Annotated in this window: 17 protein-coding genes; 7 read left to right on the top strand and 10 right to left on the bottom strand. The window is 72.7% G+C overall.

Annotated elements, in window-relative coordinates; genetic code table 11:
* Nucleotide 1 precedes the first annotated feature (1 nt).
* The 3 genes from ABT352_RS01680 to ABT352_RS01670 are packed head-to-tail and all read left to right on the top strand — an operon-like array spanning nt 2 to nt 3,104.
* Nucleotides 2-523 (top strand): 3-hydroxyanthranilate 3,4-dioxygenase, encoded by a 522-nt coding sequence (locus ABT352_RS01680; RefSeq protein ID WP_350941683.1) that lies wholly within the window; start codon nt 2-4, stop codon nt 521-523.
* Nucleotides 520-2,088 (top strand): class I adenylate-forming enzyme family protein, encoded by a 1,569-nt coding sequence (locus tag ABT352_RS01675; protein WP_350941681.1) that lies wholly within the window; start codon nt 520-522, stop codon nt 2,086-2,088. Before ABT352_RS01680 ends, ABT352_RS01675 begins: the two co-directional genes overlap by 4 nt.
* Nucleotides 2,085-3,104, top strand: coding sequence for an amidohydrolase family protein (locus ABT352_RS01670; protein ID WP_350941679.1), 1,020 nt, complete (start codon nt 2,085-2,087; stop codon nt 3,102-3,104). Before ABT352_RS01675 ends, ABT352_RS01670 begins: the two co-directional genes overlap by 4 nt.
* Here the strand turns inward: ABT352_RS01670 and ABT352_RS01665 are convergent.
* Genes ABT352_RS01665 through ABT352_RS01650 form a run of 4 tightly spaced genes read right to left on the bottom strand, consistent with a single transcriptional unit; the run spans nt 3,076 to nt 7,536 of the window.
* Entirely contained in the window at nt 3,076-3,897 is an 822-nt protein-coding gene (locus ABT352_RS01665; protein WP_350941677.1) for an IclR family transcriptional regulator, read from the bottom strand. The two genes, ABT352_RS01670 and ABT352_RS01665, sit on opposite strands and share 29 nt — an antisense overlap.
* Nucleotides 3,898-3,917: 20 nt before the next feature.
* The gene (locus tag ABT352_RS01660) at nt 3,918-5,357 is read right to left on the bottom strand and encodes an MFS transporter (protein ID WP_350941676.1); all 1,440 of its coding nucleotides are present in this window, start codon (nt 5,355-5,357) and stop codon (nt 3,918-3,920) included.
* Nucleotides 5,354-6,352, bottom strand: coding sequence for an NADPH:quinone oxidoreductase family protein (locus tag ABT352_RS01655; protein ID WP_350941674.1), 999 nt, complete (start codon nt 6,350-6,352; stop codon nt 5,354-5,356). The genes ABT352_RS01660 and ABT352_RS01655 overlap by 4 nt, the downstream gene beginning before the upstream one ends.
* Nucleotides 6,349-7,536 carry a CaiB/BaiF CoA transferase family protein gene (locus ABT352_RS01650; RefSeq protein WP_350941672.1) on the bottom strand — a complete coding sequence of 396 codons (1,188 nt, stop codon included), beginning with the start codon at nt 7,534-7,536 and terminating at the stop codon, nt 6,349-6,351. Before ABT352_RS01650 ends, ABT352_RS01655 begins: the two co-directional genes overlap by 4 nt.
* A 129-nt stretch (nt 7,537-7,665) precedes the next feature.
* On the opposite strand from ABT352_RS01650, the gene ABT352_RS01645 reads away from it, so the two are divergent.
* Together ABT352_RS01645 and ABT352_RS01640 are read left to right on the top strand one after the other, a co-directional pair.
* On the top strand, nt 7,666-8,550 hold the full coding sequence (locus tag ABT352_RS01645) for an alpha/beta fold hydrolase (protein ID WP_350941670.1): 885 nt from the start codon (nt 7,666-7,668) through the stop codon (nt 8,548-8,550).
* Nucleotides 8,534-9,376, top strand: a complete 843-nt coding sequence (locus tag ABT352_RS01640) for an alpha/beta fold hydrolase (RefSeq protein WP_350941669.1) — start codon at nt 8,534-8,536, stop codon at nt 9,374-9,376. Before ABT352_RS01645 ends, ABT352_RS01640 begins: the two co-directional genes overlap by 17 nt.
* Before the next feature lie 12 nt (nt 9,377-9,388).
* Here the strand turns inward: ABT352_RS01640 and ABT352_RS01635 are convergent, their stop codons facing one another.
* The 6 genes from ABT352_RS01635 to ABT352_RS01610 all read right to left on the bottom strand — a co-directional run bounded on the left by ABT352_RS01635 (nt 9,389) and on the right by ABT352_RS01610 (nt 16,206).
* Nucleotides 9,389-10,939, bottom strand: a complete 1,551-nt coding sequence (locus ABT352_RS01635; protein ID WP_350941667.1) for an ATP-binding cassette domain-containing protein — start codon at nt 10,937-10,939, stop codon at nt 9,389-9,391.
* Nucleotides 10,936-11,742: an ABC transporter permease gene (locus ABT352_RS01630; RefSeq protein ID WP_350941666.1), complete on the bottom strand. Its 807-nt coding sequence runs from the start codon at nt 11,740-11,742 to the stop codon at nt 10,936-10,938. Before ABT352_RS01630 ends, ABT352_RS01635 begins: the two co-directional genes overlap by 4 nt.
* Nucleotides 11,739-12,671, bottom strand: a complete 933-nt coding sequence (locus tag ABT352_RS01625) for an ABC transporter permease (protein ID WP_350941664.1) — start codon at nt 12,669-12,671, stop codon at nt 11,739-11,741. The genes ABT352_RS01630 and ABT352_RS01625 overlap by 4 nt, the downstream gene beginning before the upstream one ends.
* Nucleotide 12,672: 1 nt before the next feature.
* Entirely contained in the window at nt 12,673-13,863 is a 1,191-nt protein-coding gene (locus ABT352_RS01620; protein WP_350941663.1) for a hypothetical protein, read from the bottom strand.
* Nucleotides 13,860-15,428: an ABC transporter substrate-binding protein gene (locus ABT352_RS01615; protein WP_350941662.1), complete on the bottom strand. Its 1,569-nt coding sequence runs from the start codon at nt 15,426-15,428 to the stop codon at nt 13,860-13,862. The genes ABT352_RS01620 and ABT352_RS01615 overlap by 4 nt, the downstream gene beginning before the upstream one ends.
* 133 nt (nt 15,429-15,561) lie before the next feature.
* The gene (locus ABT352_RS01610) at nt 15,562-16,206 is read right to left on the bottom strand and encodes a DUF4352 domain-containing protein (RefSeq protein WP_350941661.1); all 645 of its coding nucleotides are present in this window, start codon (nt 16,204-16,206) and stop codon (nt 15,562-15,564) included.
* Between the two features lie 108 nt (nt 16,207-16,314).
* Between ABT352_RS01610 and ABT352_RS01605 the strand changes: the two genes are divergently transcribed.
* The gene (locus tag ABT352_RS01605) at nt 16,315-16,467 is read left to right on the top strand and encodes a hypothetical protein (protein ID WP_350941660.1); all 153 of its coding nucleotides are present in this window, start codon (nt 16,315-16,317) and stop codon (nt 16,465-16,467) included.
* Between the two features lie 750 nt (nt 16,468-17,217).
* Nucleotides 17,218-17,787 (top strand): dihydrofolate reductase family protein, encoded by a 570-nt coding sequence (locus tag ABT352_RS01600; protein WP_350941658.1) that lies wholly within the window; start codon nt 17,218-17,220, stop codon nt 17,785-17,787.
* The last annotated feature ends 225 nt before the right edge of the window (nt 17,788-18,012 follow it).

Raw genomic sequence — 18,012 nt, 5'->3', positions numbered from 1 at the left:
CATGCACCCCAGCCAGATGCCCATCATCGAGTTGCGCAAGGCGGCCGACGAGCTGCGGGAGAGCGGCAAACGGGTCAAGGTGCTGTGGCAGGAGAGCGAGTCGCTCGCCTTCCTCGCCCGTGGCCGCGAATACCGCAGCGAGTTCCACCTCAACCCGAGCGACGAGGTGATGTTCATGGTGGAGGGCTCCATGGACCTGCACTACCGCAAGCCGGAGGGCGGCTCGGACATCGCGGTGATCCCCGAGGGCGGGACCATCTTCACCCCGACCGGGATCGCCCACTCGCCCCGGTTCGCGCCGGACGCGTTCGTGCTGGTCATCGAACGGCTGCGGCGGCCGGGCGAGCTGGACCGCTTCCGCTGGTTCTGTCCCGCCTGCGATGAGTTCCTCCACGAGGAGGCCGTCCACGTGAGCGACTACCGCACCGACCCGGTGGCGGGCGCCTACCAGCGGTTCTACGGCGACGTCGTGGCGAGGACCTGCAAGTCCTGCGGCACGGTCATGCCGGACGAACGGCTGTGACGGCGATCGGCGACCTGGTGCTCGACGCGCTGCGCGCGCGTCCCGACCACGTCGCGTTTCTGCACGGAGGGGCCGGGCTGACCTACCGTGAGGCGGAGCGGCTGGTGCTGGGCGTGGCGGACACGCTGGCCGGGGCAGGCCTGCGGCCGGGTGACACGGTGCTGCAGATCCGGCCCAACGACCCGCTGCAGTGGCTGGTGAACGCCGCCTGCTACGTGGCGGGTCACCGTTCGGCCGCGCTGTCGCCGGGGGCGTTGCGCGGCGCGGCACTCGCCGAGCGGCTGGACCTCGTCGCGCCGGACGCCGTGCTCACCGAACCGGGTGACCCGGATCTGGACGCGTGGTTGCGGGCACGTCCGGAGGTTCGCGTGCTGACCGATCGCGACCTGACGGCCACGGTGACGGTCGCCGGGGAGCCCGGCACCGCCGTACCCGCGCCCGCGCCCGCGAGCGCGGTGGTACGGCTGGCGTTCACCTCCGGCACCACCGGTCCGGTCAAGGGCGTCGAGCTGTCCGGCGGTGCGCTGGGCACGGTGGCGACCGTGCTGCGCGACACCCTGCCGTGGCCGGAACGGCCGCGCGTGCTCTGCCCGGAGTCGGTGTCCGGCGGCTTCGGCAACATGGTGCTGCCGACGCTGATGCTGGGCGGGACGTTCGTCGTCCCGGAACGTCCCGGCTCTGACGCGCTGCTGGAGGCCGCCGTCCGGCACCGTCCGACCGTGCTGATGGCGATGCCGCCCGCGCTGCGCGCGCTGCCGGTCCACCCCGGTGCCGCCGGGCACGACTGGTCGTCCCTGGCGTTGGTGGTCTACAGCGGGGCCTCGTTCACCGACGAGGAGATCGACCGTGCGCACGCGCTGTTCGGCGAGGTGCTGTGCGGGGTGTTCGGCCAGGTCGAGGTGCCCAAGACGATCGCGTGGACCCGCCCGGCCGACCACCTGGACCCGCGCTTTCGCTCCTCGCTCGGCGTGCCGTTCCCCGGCACCGAGGTCCGGGTGTGCGGTCCCGATGGCTGTGACCTCCCGGCGGGGCAGCCGGGGGAGCTGTGGGTACGGGGCCCGACCACCGCGCGCGGCTACGCCTTCCCTTCGGGCACACCGTTCGAGAACGGGTGGCTGCGCACCGGCGACGTCTGCCGACGGGACGCCCACGGTCGCCTTCACCACGTCAACCGCGTCCAGGATGTGCTGCGGATCGGAGACGCCTACGTGTGCCCGAGCGATCTGGAGGCCGTCGTGTCGCGACACATCGGGCATCCGGCGGCGGTCGTCCCGACAGGTCCTGGAGGCGTCGCCGTTCTGGTCGAGGGCGTCGCGCCGCCGGACACGGGGCCGCGGGGGGCGGCGTCGCGGGAGACGGCGTCGTTGGGGACGGTGTCGCGGGACATGACGTCGCGGGACACGACGTCGCCGGGTACGGCGTCGTGGGACACGGTGGAGAAGACCGTGCGCGACGCGCTGCGCGACGCCCCCGTCGTGATCGACGCGGTCCTCCCGGCCGAGCGGCTGCCCCGCGACGTCATGGGACGGCTCGACCGCGCCCGGCTCGCCGAGGTGGCCGGATGAGCGACACCACGCCGGTACCCGCTCCGGTGATCGACGTGCACACCCACGCGTTGCCGATGTCCTTGCTGACCTGGCTGTCCGGCCGCGGCCTCGCCGACCTGTCCGACCTCGCCGCGGGCGTGGTCAGGATCGACCCGCTGGTGTCCGGGATACCGAAGGGCGCGCCGATCCCGCTGTCGCCCGCCCAGTACGACGTCACCGAGCGGCTGGAGGACATGCGCCGGATGGGCGTCACCCGCCAGCTCGTGTCGGTGCCGCCGTTCGTGACGTGCGCCGACGTCGCCGACGAGCGGGACGTCCTCACCGTGGCCCGCCGAGGCAACGACGCGCTCGCCGATCTCCTCGCCGGGCACCGCGGGGTGCTCGACCCGCTCGGGTACGTGCCGCTCGGCACGCCGGCCGCACCGGACGAGGCCCGCCGCTGCCTGGACGAGCTGGGGTGCGCGGGCATCGCCATCGGCACCCGCGGCCTCGGCGCGGAACTGGACGATCCCGTGCACGAGCCGCTGTGGGAGTTTCTCGCGGAGCGCCGGGTGTTCGTCTTCCTGCACCCCAACAGCGCCCCCGGCGGCCCGCGGCTCGCCGACTACTGGCTACCTCAGCTCGCGGGCTTCCCGATGGAGACCGCGCTCGCCGTCTCACGGCTCGTGCTCGGCGGCGTCCTGGAAAGGCACGACCTGTCGCTGTGCCTGGCACACGGCGGCGGGTGCCTGCCGTCCCTGCTCGGCAGGCTGGACCTCGGCTGGTCGCGCAAACCGGTCGCCAGGACCACGCCGCGTCCACCGAGCGACTATCTGCGCCGCCTCTACTATGACACCGCCACCTTCTCGACCCCGCTGCTGCGACGGCTCGTCGAGGACTTCGGCGTGGACCACGTGCTCGTCGGCACGGACTATCCGTTCGAACTCGCCGACACCGACCCGCTCGGTACGGTCGCGGCGCTCGGGCTCGCGCCGGGGAACGCCGCCGCCGTCCTGGCGGGGACGGCTACCGCGCTGCTGACCGGATCGGAGTGACGGTGCCGGCCTGCCCGCTCGTGTAGCCCTTGGCCAGCTCACGGGAGATCGACTTCGCTGCCAGCCGTAGCGCGGGCTCCACCGCCGCCAGTGACCGCGTGCGGGTGACGGTGTGCGAGACGACGGAGAGCGCCGCCACGACCTTGCCGTCGGGCCCGTGGATGGGGGCCGCCACGGACACGGTGCCCAGCGACAGCTCCTCGGCGCAGCGGGCGATGCCGGTCGCGCGGATCTCCTGCAGCGACCGCATCAGCAGGCCGGGCATGACGATGGTGTGCGGGGTGTAGCGCTTCAGCCCGGCTGTCAGCACGGCCTGCTGCAGCTCGCGCGACGCGTGGGCCAGAAGTATCTTGCCGACCCCTGTGGCGTGCAGCGGAGATCGCCCGCCGACGCGGCTGACCACGTCGACCGAGCGGTGCCCCCACACGCGTTCGACGTAGAGGACCTCGTCGCCGTCGAGCACCGCGAGGTGGACGTTCTCCCCGGTGGTCTCGTAGAGATCATGGATGAACGGCAGCGACACGTCCCGCAGCGTGCGCGGTTGCGGGCACAGCGAGCCCAGCTCCCACATGCGCAGCCCGATCCGGTAGACCCCGTCGCGCTCCTTCTTCAACGCCCCCAGCTCGACGAGTTCGGCCGCGATACGGTGCACCGTCGAGACCGGCAGCCCGGTGAGGGCGGTCAGTTCGACGAGGCGGAGCGCGGGCCGCTCCGGTGAGAAGGCGTTGAGCAGGGCGAAGACCCGGCTGGACACGGTCCGGCCGGGCTTGTGGGCGTCTCGGGGTGCGCTCATGGGGACAATCGTGGGTCGAGTCATCGCGGATCAGCCGTCCGGTGCATGGATGGTACCTCATCGTTTCGAGATCGCCGCAGGTCAAGGGCGAGTATGACGATCACGGCCGTCGCGACGGCGGTCATCGCCACCGCGAGCGCACGCAGGTCGACGGGCATGGCGGGGTCGCCGGGGGCGGACGCGCCGACCAGCCCGACCGCGAGGATCGCGCCGACGTAGCGGGCCGACTGGAACAGACCGCCGACCACACCGGACATCCCGGCGGGGGCGCGCTCGTACATCAGCCGCTGCAACCCGAGGTTGCACAACCCGTACGGCACACCGAGCACCACGCCGTCGACCACGACGACCCACGCGGGCGTCGCCGTGTCAAAGGTGGTGATCGCGGCGACGCCGGCCAGCAGCAGCCCGCCGCCGGCCAGCAGGGTGCGCCCTACGCCGAGCCGGCGCATGACGGGACCGCCGAGCACGGTCGCCACGACGCTGGTGGCCGCGATCGGCATGATCAACAGCCCGGTGTGCGCCGCGTCGAACCCGAGCGCGGTCTGCAACCACGGCGGCAGCCCGTAGAACGCGCCGTAATAGGCCAGGTTGAACAGCGTGAACGTGCCGAGTACCGGCACCAGCCCGGGTGCCGCGGCGAGCGCGCGGACGTTCACGAACGGCTCGGCGGCACGCCGTTCCCAGCACAGGAACCCGGTTCCGGCGACGATCACGGTGGCCAGGCCGGGAACCGAGACCTTCGGGAGGGCGAGCATCAGATCCAGCAGGCCGATCACCGTCCCCGCGAACAGGACGACCCCCACCGGATCGATCGCGCGGACCAGGCCCCCGCGTGCGGACGGAGGCTCCTCGGGGCCAAGCGCGCGGACCAGGCTCCCGCGTGCGGGCCGCCGCTCCTCGGGGCCGATCGCGCGCCAGGCGAGCACCAGCGCTCCCAGCATGACCGGCAGGTTGACCCAGAAGATGGCCTGCCACCCGGCTAGGGACGTCAGCAGTCCGCCGAGCACCGGGCCGACCGCCCCCGCGGTGGTGTTGACCGTCGCGACGGTGGACAGCCGCGTCGCGTCGCCGTTCCGCCGGATGACGACCATCGCGCACGGGAACGCAGTCGACACGCCGGCGGCCTGTACGCACCGGCACAGCACGAGCAGTGGCAGCGACGTGGCCGTGGCCGCCACCGCGGAGGCGACGGCCGCCACCGCCATCCCGGCCACGAACAGCCTGCGCGGGCCGACACGGTCCGCCACCCGGCCGAGCACCGGCTGGCAGACACACGCGGTCAGGTAGAAGACGGTGACGACCCACGTCGTCGTGGCCAGCGGCTGGGCAAGATCGCGCTGGATGGGGGCGAGCGCCACCGCGATCATCGAGGAGTTGAGCGGGGCGAGCAGGGTGCCCGCGAGCAGCGCCGTCAGCGCCGTCCTCGCCCTGCGGTCCGGCCGGACGGTGTTCGTCATCCTGCGGGGCCACCCGCCCGCAGCAGAAGCTTGCCCCGGACCCGGCCGTCGGCCAGCTCGCGCAGGGCACGCGGCCCCTCCTCGAGCGGGAGCACGTCGTGCACGTGGTGGCGCAACCGGCCGGCCGCGGCCCAGTCGAAGATCTGGCGCAGGTTCCGCTCCTGTGCCGCCCGGTCCCGCCGGACGAACTCGCCCCAGAACACCCCGACCACCGCGGAGCCCTTGACCAGCGGGATGTTCAGCCCGACGCGCGGGATGCCGCCTGAGGCGAACCCGACCACGAGGTACCGGCCGCCCCACGCGACGGCGCGGACCGCCGCCTCCGCCACCGCACCGCCCACCGGGTCGAACACCACGTCCGCGCCCGCTCCGCCGGTCAACTCCTTGATCGCTGTCTTGGCGTCGCCGTCGCCGCGGTAGGAGAAGGTCTCGTGCGCGCCGTGCCGGCGGGCCGACTCCGCCCGCTCCGGCGTGGAGGCGCCCGCGATCACCCGGGCGCCGAGCAGGTTTCCCACGTCCACGGCGGCGGAACCGACCCCGCCCGCGGCGCCGAGCACGGCGAGCGTCTCGCCCGCGCGCAGCCCGGCCCGCTGGACGAGCGCGTGGTAGGCGGTCGAGTAGGCCACCAGGATCGCCGCAGCCTGCCGGTCGGTGACGCGGTCGGGCACCGCGCTGACCCGGTCCGCCCGGACCAGTACGGAGTCGCGGGCACACCCGTACTCCTCGTTGCCCGTCACGCGGTCGCCGGGCCGCACGGACGTGACGCCCTCGCCGACGGCCACGACCGTCCCCGCGTACTCGCTGCCGGGAGAGAACGGCGGCTCCGGCCGCACCACGTGCGTGCCCGCGATGATCAGCGTGTCGTGGAAGTTCAGCCCCACGTGGCTGACCGCGACCACCACCTCGCCCGGCCCCGGGTCCGGCGTCGCCACGTCGGCCAGCTCAAGATCCTCGGGCACGCCGAGCCGGGCGCAGACCAGCGCGCGCCCGTTCACGCGCCGCCCCCGGGGGCGGACACGACGCCCGCGGCCAGGAAGCCGTCCACCTCGGCCGCGGAGAACCCCGCCGCGCGCAGCACCTCCACGGTGTCCGCGCCGAGTTCGGGGGGTGTCGTGCGCAGGCCGGGCAACTCACCGTCGTAGCGGACCGGGTGCCGCAGCACGGTCGCCCGCTCCTCGCCCACCGGGAACTCGGCGAGCAGTCCCTCCGCCGCCACCTGGGGGTCGTCGCGCACGTCGTCGTAGGTGGCCACCCGCTCGAACCAGAATCCGCGCGGCTCCAGCCGGGAGGCCACCTCCGCGTAGGTCATCCCGGCGAGCACCCCGGCCACCGCCGCGGTGTACTCCTCCCGCTTGGCCCGCCTGGCCCCCTGGTCGTAGCCGGCCAGCGCGGGGGAGCCGAGCGTGTCGCCGAGGTCGTCCTCCGACCCGTTCAGCGCGATCACCATCGACGCGTCCAGCAGCCGGTACACGCCGTAGGGGGCGTCGATCGACCAGCACGCCGACTCGGCGGGGCGGCGGACGTCCGCCTCGGTCCTGCGGCCGGAGTAGTACAGCGCGAGCGACTCCGCCTGCAGGTCGAGCCCCGCGCCGAGCAGGCTCGACTCGACCCGGGTGCCCTCGCCGGTGGTCAGCCTGCGCGCGTAGGCGGCCAGGACGCCCATCGCGAGCAGTGCCGCGCCGTGCTGGTCCACGACGGGCGTGCCGGCCGCGGTGGGGCGGTCGCCGGTGACGTTCACCAGTCCGGTACGTGCCTGCACGAGCAGATCCACCCCCGGCCGCTCGGCCATCGGGCCGCGAGATCCCCAGCCGCTGGCCGAGGCGTAGACGATGTCCGGCTTGATCGCGCGCACCGCCTCGTACCCGAGGCCGAGCCGTTCCAGGGCGCCGCCCCGATAGTTCTCCAGCAGCACGTCGGCCCGCTCGATGAGCGGCCGGAGCACGGTGAGGGCATCCGGGTGCTTGAGGTCGACGGCGATCGAGCGTTTGTTCCGGTTGACCGACAGGAACGTCACGCTGCGCCCGGCGACCCGGATCCCCGCGCTGCCGATCCTGCGCTCCCACGACCCGCCGGGCGGCTCGACCTTGACGACGTCGGCGCCGAGGTCGGCCAGATACTGCGAGGCCGCGGGCCCCTGCACGAAGTGCGAGAAGCTCAGCACCCTCATCGAGTCGATCATGTACCCTCCCAGCAGCGGTTACCCGGCAGTGCGACCGTAGGAACGCGCGGCTCCAGCCCCAATGTCGCGTTCCCGCTGGGTGGGAACGCCCCCATATCGGGCGGGCTCCGGTCCGGCACCATGGTCGCCATGGCAAGAGGGTTCTCTCCGATACGCGTCCGGCTGCCGGGCCATGTGATCAACTGTGTGGTCGCGGGGCAGGGGCCCGCGGTGCTCCTCCTTCACGGGTGGCCGCAGACCGCCCACGCGTGGCGCGAGGTGGTGCCACTGCTCGCCGACCGGTACACCGTCGTCGCCCCCGACCTGCCCGGCTTCGGGGCCGGTTCGCGACCGGACGGCGGGTACGACAAGCGCACGGTGGCGAGCACCCTGGCCCGGCTCATGGCCGCCCTCGGGCTGACCCGCTACCACCTCGTCGGCCACGACGTCGGCGGCCAGGTCGCCTACCCGCTCGCCGCGCTGCACCCGGAGTCGGTGCGCAGCCTGACGTTCGTCGAGGCGGGCATCCCCGGGCTCGGCGGGAGCCTCGCCGCGGCGAACCCGTTGACCGGCGGGTCCTGGCACTTCGGCTTCAACATGGTGCCCGACCTGCCGGAGTTCCTGCTCGCCGGTCGCGAGCGCGGCTACCTGGAGTTCATGTTCCGCCGCGACACGGTGGGCCTGTACGTGACCGGGGCGATCGACGACGCGGCCATGGACGTCTACGCGCGTGCCCTGGCCGCCCCCGGAGCGGTGCGCGCCACCATGGGTTACTACCGGGCGCTGCCGACCGACATCGCCGACAACCGGGAGCTGTGCGCCGCCGGGCCGCTGCGGGTGCCCACGCTGGTGGTGGGCGCGCGGCAGGGCGTCGGACTCGGCTGGCTGGACACCGTCCAGGAGGCCGTCGCGGATGTGTCGGCGCACTGGGTGGAAGAATGCGGCCACTATGTGCCGGAGGAGCGCCCCGCCGAGCTGACGCGGCTGCTGACGGAGATGTGGCGGGAGGTCGAGTCGCGTGAAGAAAACGAGTGACGTGGTGCTGATCCACGGGGCCTGGCACGGGGCCGGACACCTCGTGGCCCTCGCCGGGGCGCTGACCGCCACGGGCCGGCGCGTCCTGACGCTCGACCTGGTGGGGCACGGCATCCGGGCCCGCTTCCCGGCGAGCTACCTCGGCGGAGACGTCGCCGCGCTGCGTACGGAGGTGTCCCCGCTCGCGGGCCTGAGCCTCGACGACGTGGCGGCGGACGTGGTGGACAGGTTGCGCGGGTTCGCCGCCCCGCCGATCGTCGCCGCGCACAGCATGGGCGGGACGGTCGCCACCCGGGTCGCCGAACTCGCCCCCGAACTGGTGGCCGGGCTGGTGTACGTCACCGCGTTCGTCCCCACCTCGCTGGGTCCCGCGGGCGCCTACCTGGCCCTGCCGGAGGCGCGGAGCGCGCTCGGCGGCGGACTCTACCTGGGCGATCCCGCGGTCCTCGGCGCGGTGCGGATCAACCCGCGCAGCACCGACCCCGCCTATCAGGACGAACTGCACGCCGCCTACTTCAGCGACCTCGACCGCCCCGGCTTCCAGGCCATGGCCGCCCTCCTCACCCCCGACCAGCCGCTGGCGTTCCTCACCACCCCGACCGGGGCCACGGCCGAGCGCTGGGGAACCGTGCCGCGGACCTACGTTCGCACCACCCGCGACCGCGCGCTGCCCGTCGCACTCCAGGACGTGATGATCCGGCACGCCGACGAGCTGGCCCCCGCGACCGCGTTCGTCCAGGTGACCCTCGACGCGGGGCACGCGGTCTTCGCCGGAGCCCCGGCCGAGGTGGCGGACATCGTCCACCGTGCCCCGGTACGACGGTGACGACCACGCCCGTCACGCCGAGGGGCGGCCCACCGACGGCCCGCCCGGGATGGCGGCGAGCAGCTCGCGGGTGAACGGCGCCTCGGGGGCGGCGAGCACCTCGGTCGTCGAGCCGGACTCGATGATCCTGCCGTCCCGCATCACCGCGAGCCGTCCCGCCGCGGCGGCCACCACGGCGAGGTCGTGCGAGATCAGCAGATAGGCCATCCCGTGCCTGTCCTGGAGCCGGCGCAGCAACGCGAGGATCTGGGCCTGGGTCACCGCGTCCAGGGCGGACACCGGCTCGTCGAGCACGATCAGGTCGGGTGACGGCGCGAGCGCGCGGGCGATGGCGACGCGCTGACGCTGCCCGCCGGAGAGCGCCGAGGGCCGTCGCCGGGCCACCTCCGGGGGCAGGGCGACGTCTTCGAGCAGCCGTCGCACCCGTTCCCCGCGCTCCGCCCGGGTGCCGGCGCGCAGCGCGCGCAGCGGTTCGGCGATGATCCGGCCCACGGTCATCAGCGGGTCGAGCGACGCGTACGGGTTCTGCGCGACGAACTGCACGCGGCCGGCCCGCACGGGCGCGTCGTCCAGCAGCACGCCTCCGCTCGTCGGCTCGACGAGCCCGGTGATCATACGGGCGACGGTGGACTTGCCCGACCCCGACGCGCCGACCAGCCCGAGCGTGTCGGCCCTGGCCAGTGTGAACGAGGCGCCCTCGACCGCGACCGTGCCGCCCGGGTACACCTTGCGCAGGTCGCGGACCGTGAGCAGCGGCTCTCCCGTGATCGGCGCGGGCCCGGACGACGGCCTGGGGACCGCGTCGAGCAGCAGCCGGGTGTAGGCGGCCTCCGGAGCGCCGAGCACCCGCCCCACCGGGCCTTCCTCCACGACGCGGCCCTCGGTCATGACGGCCACGCGGTCCGCGCGGTCCGCGGCGACGCCGAGGTCGTGGGTGATCAGGAGAACGCTGGTGCCGTCCCTGGCCGCGACCTTCCGAATGAGATCGAGCACGGTCTTCTGCACGGTGGTGTCGAGCGCGGAGGTCGGCTCGTCGGCGATCAGCAGCGCGGGCCGTCCGACGAGCGCCATGCCCAGCAGCACCCGCTGCCGGAAGCCTCCGGAGAGCTGGTGCGGGTGGCGGTCGAGCACCGCCGCCGGGTCGGGGACGCCCACCCGGCCGAGCGCGTCCTGAAGGACGGCCTCGCCGGGCCGAGGGGTCCCGGTCAGCCGCAGGGCCTCGGCGAGCTGGGCGCGTACGGTCATCAGCGGGTTGAGCGCGGTCCCCGGATCCTGGGGCACGAACGCGATCCGCCGTCCGCGCAGCCGCCGCCACGCCCGCTCCCGCAGGCCGTCCACCCGCTCGCCGTCGAAGGTGATCTCGCCGCCGGTCACCCTGGCCGTGTCCGGCAGCAGACCGGCCAGCGCGTGCGCGAGCGTGGACTTGCCCGACCCCGACTCGCCGACCACCGCCACGATCTGCCCGGCCTCCACCGTCAGGTCGGCGCCCTTCACGGCCGTCAGGCCGCGCCTGGACAGTCCGTAACGGACGGTCAGGCCGCGTACGGCCAGCAGGGGTGTCATCGTCTCTCCGATCGCGTGCGCAGCACGTGTCCAAGGTGGTTGACCGCGAGCACCACGGTGACGATGACGAGACCGGGCACGGTCGTCAGCCACCACGCCGAGGCGAGGAACGGGCGCCCCGCGGCGATGAGCGAGCCCCACTCGGGCGTCGGCGGCGGAGCCCCGAAGCCGAGGAAGCTCACGGCGGCGACGGTGAGGACGGCGTTGCCCAGTTCGAGCGTCGCCAGCGCGGCGAGCGGCCCCGCGGCATTGGGCAGGACGTGGGTCAGCAGCACGGTGGGACGCCCGGTCCCGCACACCGCGGCGGCCTCGACATATCCGGACCCGCGCACCCTGATGACCTCGGCGCGCATGATCCGGGAGAACACCGCCGCCGCCGACACGCCGACCGCGACGGCCACCTCGCGCGTGCCCGGCCCGAGTACCGCCACGACCACGAGGACCAGCAGGAACGACGGCACGGCGAGCAGCACCTCCACCGCGCGCATGACCAGGTCGTCCAGCCGCCCCCGCGCGTTTCCCGCCACCAGCCCGATCGCCGAGCCGACGACGACGGCGATGCCCACCGCGATGACGGCGGCCTGCAGTGAGGGAGCCGATCCGTGCACGACCCTGGACAACACGTCCCTGCCCAGCTCGTCCGTGCCGAGCAGATGGCCGTCCCCCGGCGGGAGCAGCCGTTTCGTGAGATCGCCGCGCAGCGGGTCGGCGGAGGAGAACAGGGCGGGCGCGAACGCGGCGGCCACGGCCGCCAGCAGCACGATCGCCGACGGTACGGCGCCGAGCCGCCGCGCGAACCTCACGCGGCACGCTCCCGCAGCCGGGGGTCCACCAGCGGATACGCCACGTCCACCACGAGCGTCAGCAGCGTGACGACCGCCGTGGCCACCACGACCAGGCCCTGCAGCATGGGCAGATCCCGCGTCGTGACCGCGGACTCGATCAACCGGCCGAGCCCGTTGCGCGCGAAGACCGTCTCCACCACGACCGACCCGGACACCAGCCAGCCGACCAGCAGCGCGATCATCGTCAGCGCGGGCATGGCGGCGTTGCGCAGCGCGTGCGCCGTCACCGCCCGCGCCCGCGACGCGCCCTTGGCCCGCGCGGTGTCGACGTACGGCTGCCGCATCTCGGCGGTCAGTCGTTCGAGGAGCACCTGCGCCACGAAAGCCGACGACGGCACCGCCAGCGTCACGGCGGGCAGCACCAGACCGGCGAGCCCGTCCTCGCCACGGGCGGGAAACAGTGGCAGGCCGAACGAGAACGCCTGCAACAGCACCAGGCCGAGCCAGAAGGTCGGGACGGACAGCGACAGGCCGGGCAGCGCGCCGAGCAGGCGACGCAGCCACAGCTGCCGGGTGTACGCGGCCGACCAGGCGATCAGGAAACCGAGCGGAAGCGCCACCAGCAGTGCGCCGCCCGCCAGCGCGAGGGTGCGCGGCGCCGCTTCGGCGATCGTCGCGCCGACATTCCGCCCGGTCTGGAACGACGTGCCGAGATCGCCGCGCAGGGCGCCGAGCAACCCGTCGAGATAACGCTCGACCGCCGGGCGGTCCAGACCGTACTCGGCCCGCAGCGCGGCCACCCGAGCCTTGTCCACCCCGTTCTCCGGCCCCATCATGATCCGCACGGGATCGGCGGGGAGGACGTTGAAGGCCGCGAAGGTGAGCGTGTACGCCGCCAGCACCACGGCCGCCGCCTGCGTGAGGCGCCGCGCCACGAACCGGGTCATCTCAGCTCCGGATGTCCAGGAGGATCCGCTGCCCGCCGACCTCCTGGCCGCTGTAGAGCACCACGTTGCCCGGCCGGAGCCTGCCGAGCAGCGCGAGGGTCAGCGCGCGCTGACCCCCGGTCGGGATGACGCCACCCTCTGGCACCGCCACCTCCCCGTCCTGCCGCAGCACCGCGCACCCCGACCAGGCGTCGATCGACGGGGCCGCGGCCGGTGAGTCCTCCGAGGCGGCCGGGCGGGCGGCGTAGCGATGGCCGCGCAGCGCGCGCCCGAGGTCGGCCGTCCACTCGTGGCCGTCGAACCCCACCACCAGGCTGAGCGTGCGGGTCGCATCCGGCCCCGGCGGGCCGGGCACCAGCCGGTCGGCCAGGCCGACCACCTCGACATCGCCGATCACGCGCGCCGGGACGGACAGCGTGCCCGCGGACTCACCGTCCTCCCGTTCCTCGACGAAGTACGCGGTGTCCTCTTCGACCAGCGTCCCCTCGCGCACGCCGAGCAGGTACGCCGGGCCGAGAAGTTCGCCGTCGAGGGCCACCGGCGGCAGGACCGTCGCGCCCCCGTGCTGGAACCCGTAGGCCCCCTCGGCATACCCGCCCGTCAGGGCCTCGGCGGCGAATCGCACGATCGCCGCGTGAGCGATCCGCCGGGTCATCACCTGGACGACGAACCGGTCGCGGGCGTCCTGGAGCCTGGTCAGACCGTCGGCGTCGGCGAGCACCCGCACCCGCGACGGGTCGGTGAACGGGATGAGGGCGTCCCGCAGCAGCACGAGCTGCCACAGCCACTCGTTGTAGAGGTTGCGCGCGGCGTGCAGGCCGGGCCCGTCGATGAGCCGTTCGACCACCGGCGGAATCCAGGCGTACCCCACGCAACTGCTGTGGATGTCCGACGGGCCGGGCGCTCCCGTGGCGGGCACGGTTCTCACCAGGTCCAGGACCACCTCGGACACCGCGACGGCGTTCTCCCGCAGTTCGCCCCGCACGTCCTGGTCGGCGAGCCCGATGTCCAGCCGCAGCGTCCCATAGGGGCCCGACGTGCTCAGGGTGGCCTGGAGCCCGGCGACGAAGTCGGCCCTGGTGGCCTCGCCGCCGCCCGCGGCGGTGACCGCCGACTCCAGCAGCGTGCTCGCGGCGGCGACGAAGGCCGCGGGATCCACCGCACGGCCTCCGGCCAAGTCGTTCCATGTCATGCGCCTACCTCCACGTCCTGGAAGATCGGCCGCCCCGACGCGTCGAGGCGGATCCCTGTCACCCGCTCCGCGAGTCCCACCGACGACGCCTGCTCGAAGAGCGGGATGCCGTGGCCTTCGGAAAGGATCGCCTTCGCCGCGGCGTCCACGGCGTCGGCGCGCTCGGCGGGATCGAGCACCGTGGCGATCCGGGCGATCGTGCTGTCCACCTTGTCCGGCCGAGTGCGCCGCAGCGGGTTCGCGCTCTTCACCGGGTACACGCTGGCGAGGACCGAGGGATCTCCCCTGGTCACCGCCCAGGAGACGAAGTCGTAGTCGCCCGAGCCCTGCCGCGCGCTGTTGGTGGCGTCGTCGAGCGGCGTCGGTCGCAGCTCGATCCCGGCCTCGGCGAGCTGCTGGGCCATGAGCTGATACACCGAGCCGTAGGGTTCGTTGGCCGAGTAGACCAGGTCGAACGACAGCCTTTGCGACCCCTTGGCACGCACACCGTCCGGGCCGAGCCGCCAGCCGGCCGCGTCGGCCAGCCTGGCCGCCTCGTCGGGCGCGAACGCCAGGTCGGCGGAGCGGTCGGCGTGGCCGGGCGTCGTGTCGGCGAGCACGTCGGTCGCCGGGCGTTCGCCCGCCGCGAGCAGCGGCGCGAACCGCGACCGGTCGAGGGCGGCACTGATCGCCCGCCGCACGGCGGGATCGCTCAGCGCGGGCCGTGACTCGTTGGGCAGCAGCGTGAACACGATGCCGGGCCGGGTGGCGGACAGCAGCCGGGGGCCGCGGTCGCCGAAGGACCGCTGGTCCTGCTGGAGCACCTGCAGGTCGGCGTCGAGCTGCCCGGAGAACAGGCTGCCGTGCCTGGCGCTCGGGTCGGTGACGATGGCGAAGGTCAGCGCGCGTACCCGCGGGACGCCCTGGTGGGCGGCGAGCGTGCTCGCCCAGGCGTATCCGGTGCGCGCCGAGAGCCTTACCTCCTCGTTGAGCGCGACCTGGCCGAGCACGAACGGCCCGGAGCCGACGAGCGCGCCCGCGCAGCGCTGCTGCGGGGTCTTCCCGAGCGTGCCCGGGGAGAGCATGCCGAGCGTCGCCATCGAGGTGGCCTGGAGGAACTGCGCGTTCGAGGTGCCGAACCGCACCTCGACGGTCCTCGCGTCGGGCGCGGAGGCTCCCTCGTAGTCGGCGAGGTAGCCCGAGCCGAGCGGGGACCGCGCGCCGAGCTCGGAGATGTCGTCGAGGTTGGCGACGACCGCGGCGGCGTCCAGCGGTGCGCCGTCGCTGAACGTCACACCGTCACGCAGGGTGAAGGTGAACCGCTTGGCCTGCTTGTCGACCTTCCACGACGTCGCGAGCCACGGCACGATCTCTCCGGTGCGCGGGTCCTGGTCGGTGAGCGAGTCCACGAGCTGGCGCGACACCTGGAGGTTGGAGGTCTGAGGGGTCTGGTGCGGGTCGAGACAGCTCACCGGCGCGGCGAGCCCCACGGTGAGGGAGTCGTTGGCGGGCCTTTCGGCGTCCGCGGTCGCGCAGGCGGTGAGCAGTACGGCGCAGCACGCGAGTACAGAGGTCAATCGGGACACGGGCACCAGTCTGCGAGCCCGCACCCGAGATCCCGGGGTCCCCGTTCTCACTCTGTGGAAAGCGGCGGGGTTTTCACTCGGCGGAACCCACCCATGACACCCTGGCGCGAGGGTGCCACGGCCGGGACACCGGCTACTTCAGGTCGACCTTCACCCCCTCGGAGAACACCGAGTCGTGCAGCTCCACGTACGCCGGTTTCACGGACTTCGCCAGATCGAACAGCACGATGCCTTTCACGCTGTTGCCCGGGTTGATGTCCTCGTACAGGGACTTGGAGTCCTCAAGGTAGATCGCGGCGCCGTCGTCGGCCTCGAACTTCCGGCCACGGTCGTCGTACAGCTTCTGCGCGCTCCCCGCGAACGCCTGCGCCTCGTCGCCGATGTTCTTCACCGTCACGTGGACCAGCAGGAACTCGCCCTGGGCCTTCTTGCTGAGGAACTCACCGCCGATCGTGGTCCTCTTCTCGGTCTTTGTGATCTTGAAGGCGAACTTCCCGTCCTTCACGAGGTCGCCGATCCCCGGGGGCGTGTCCTGCCGCGCCCCGCCCGCGGCACCGACCTTCTCCGAGGTCGCGCTCGTCGTGCCTGCCTGGTCGCCGTCGGCGCCGGCCAGGAGAGCGGCGCAGCCGACCGGCAGGAGCAGGAGGGCGCCGATGATGAGCAGCCACTTCAGGGCGCCGCCCTTCTTCTTCGGCGGCGGGCCGGGGTGGTGGTACGGCGGGTACCCGGGGGAGGGGTGGGCCTGGTGGTGCGGCCCGGACGCAGGTGGGTAGGCCATGTGACTCTCCGTCTCGACCGTGTGATGTATCGGTGACATCAGGAGACGCGCCTGAGACGGGTGGGGAGGGCATTACAGACGCGTCAGGCATGGGCCGGATGAGGACAGGTGCACTCGGCGACCGGCCTCCCGCGAGGTGCGGCGAACGAGCCCGTGCCGGGCGTCATGATGGCCGGCTGCGCGGTCACCTTGCGGATCGCGATGCGGGCGACGTCGAACCCGGCGTCCGATCGGTTCGCGTCGCTCGTCGCCGAAGCCTGAAAACCATGATCCGCGGACCGGAGGTATTCGGAGCAGGACCAGGAACCCGTTTCGGGGGCGAAAACGAAAAAGCCCCGAGTCTCCGACTTGCCGAGACTCAGGGTTTCCCTGGTGTCCGAGGGGGAGACTTGAACCGTTCGCCCATCTCCTGAGCAGCACCGACGCTCCGTGGCTGGATCTCTCATGTCCGGAATAGGCGTGCGGAGAGGGGGCGGTGCCCACACCCACCTCAACGAGGTCAGGTCTGATTTCGCGGCACACGACTATGCCGGGGAAGCTCGGCAACCACCAGTTCAGGATCCTCAGCAGAGGATCTCAACTGCGCTCAGGGCAGCGGTGGTAAGGGGGCGGGAGCTCGGTGATCACAGCACCGAACCCGTTCCTGCATCCCGGCAACCTGATCAACCCGGAAGCCAGGCCGTGCGCCGCCCCTCGACACCAGAAATCGCCGGGGAGGTGGTTCCGGTCGAAGGAGCTCGGGTCGAGCGTACTCAGCGCGATCGGGTTGGGGACCGGATCATTGGCGAGGATGTCGTGGAGGGGCAGTAGGTCTCGCAGGGCGCTTCGAGACTCGTTGCGACCCTGAACGCCCCGAGCGCCCGAATCGGTCGCGCGCTCGGTCTGCGGTCTGGTTCGCATCACGACGGTGTTGAGCAGGTGGGATCGAGCGCCGATGAGAAATGGCGCCGACAGCCGTCTAAGTAGACGTCCGGTGAAAACGCGCTGCGCGCATCAAGGAAGAGCAACGAGATGAGACCACTTCGATACTCGATCAACGTCACGCTCGACGGCTGCTGCCATCACGAGGCGGGGCTCCCCCCGGACGAGGAGTCGATGCGTTACTGGACCGCTGAGATGGAGCGAGCCGATGCCCTGCTGTTCGGCCGGGTGACCTACGAGATGATGGAGTCGGCGTGGCGGAAGCCGGCCACGGGCACGTGGCCTGACTGGATGGATGAGTGGCAGATCCCGTTCGCCGAGGCCATCGACCGGGCGAAGAAGTACGTCGTGTCGAGCACGCTGAGCGCGGTCGATTGGAATGCCGAGCTGGTGCGAGGCGACTTCGGGCAAGCGGTTCAGCGGCTCAAGCAGGAGTCAGGCGAGGGCCTGTGGGTGGGTGGCGTGACGCTCCCCCAGGCGTTGGCGGATCGGGGACTGATCGACGAGTACGAGTTCCTTGTGCAGCCGGTCCTTGCCGGACACGGGCCGACGTTGCTCGCCGGTCTGCGCGAGCGCATCCAGCTCGAGCCCGTGGACCGCCGTGAGTTCCGGTCGGGGGCGGTCGCCCTGCGATACCGGCCCACGCGAGTCACGGCTTGACGTGATTCATCCGGGCACGTTGGCCGCTCCCTCGCGACGGAACGACGGCCCGGAGTCGCGCTGGCCGTGCTGGCCGTGCTGGCCGTGCTGGCCGTGCCCCCGAACGCGCGGACATATCGACGGGGGACATCGCCCCGAGGTGTCGGTAGCGGACAGGGCAAACGTTGCGAATCGCCGTATACAGCTCGACCTTGGTCGCCGATATGCGCGTGGGCCCCCAAACGG

Origin of the sequence: Streptosporangium sp. NPDC000563 (assembly GCF_040299985.1) — a bacterium.
In the GTDB taxonomy this organism is placed as follows: Bacteria; Actinomycetota; Actinomycetes; order Streptosporangiales; family Streptosporangiaceae; genus Streptosporangium.
Note: the sequence above shows the minus strand (reverse complement) of the source record. Positions and strands in the feature narration are given on the sequence as shown.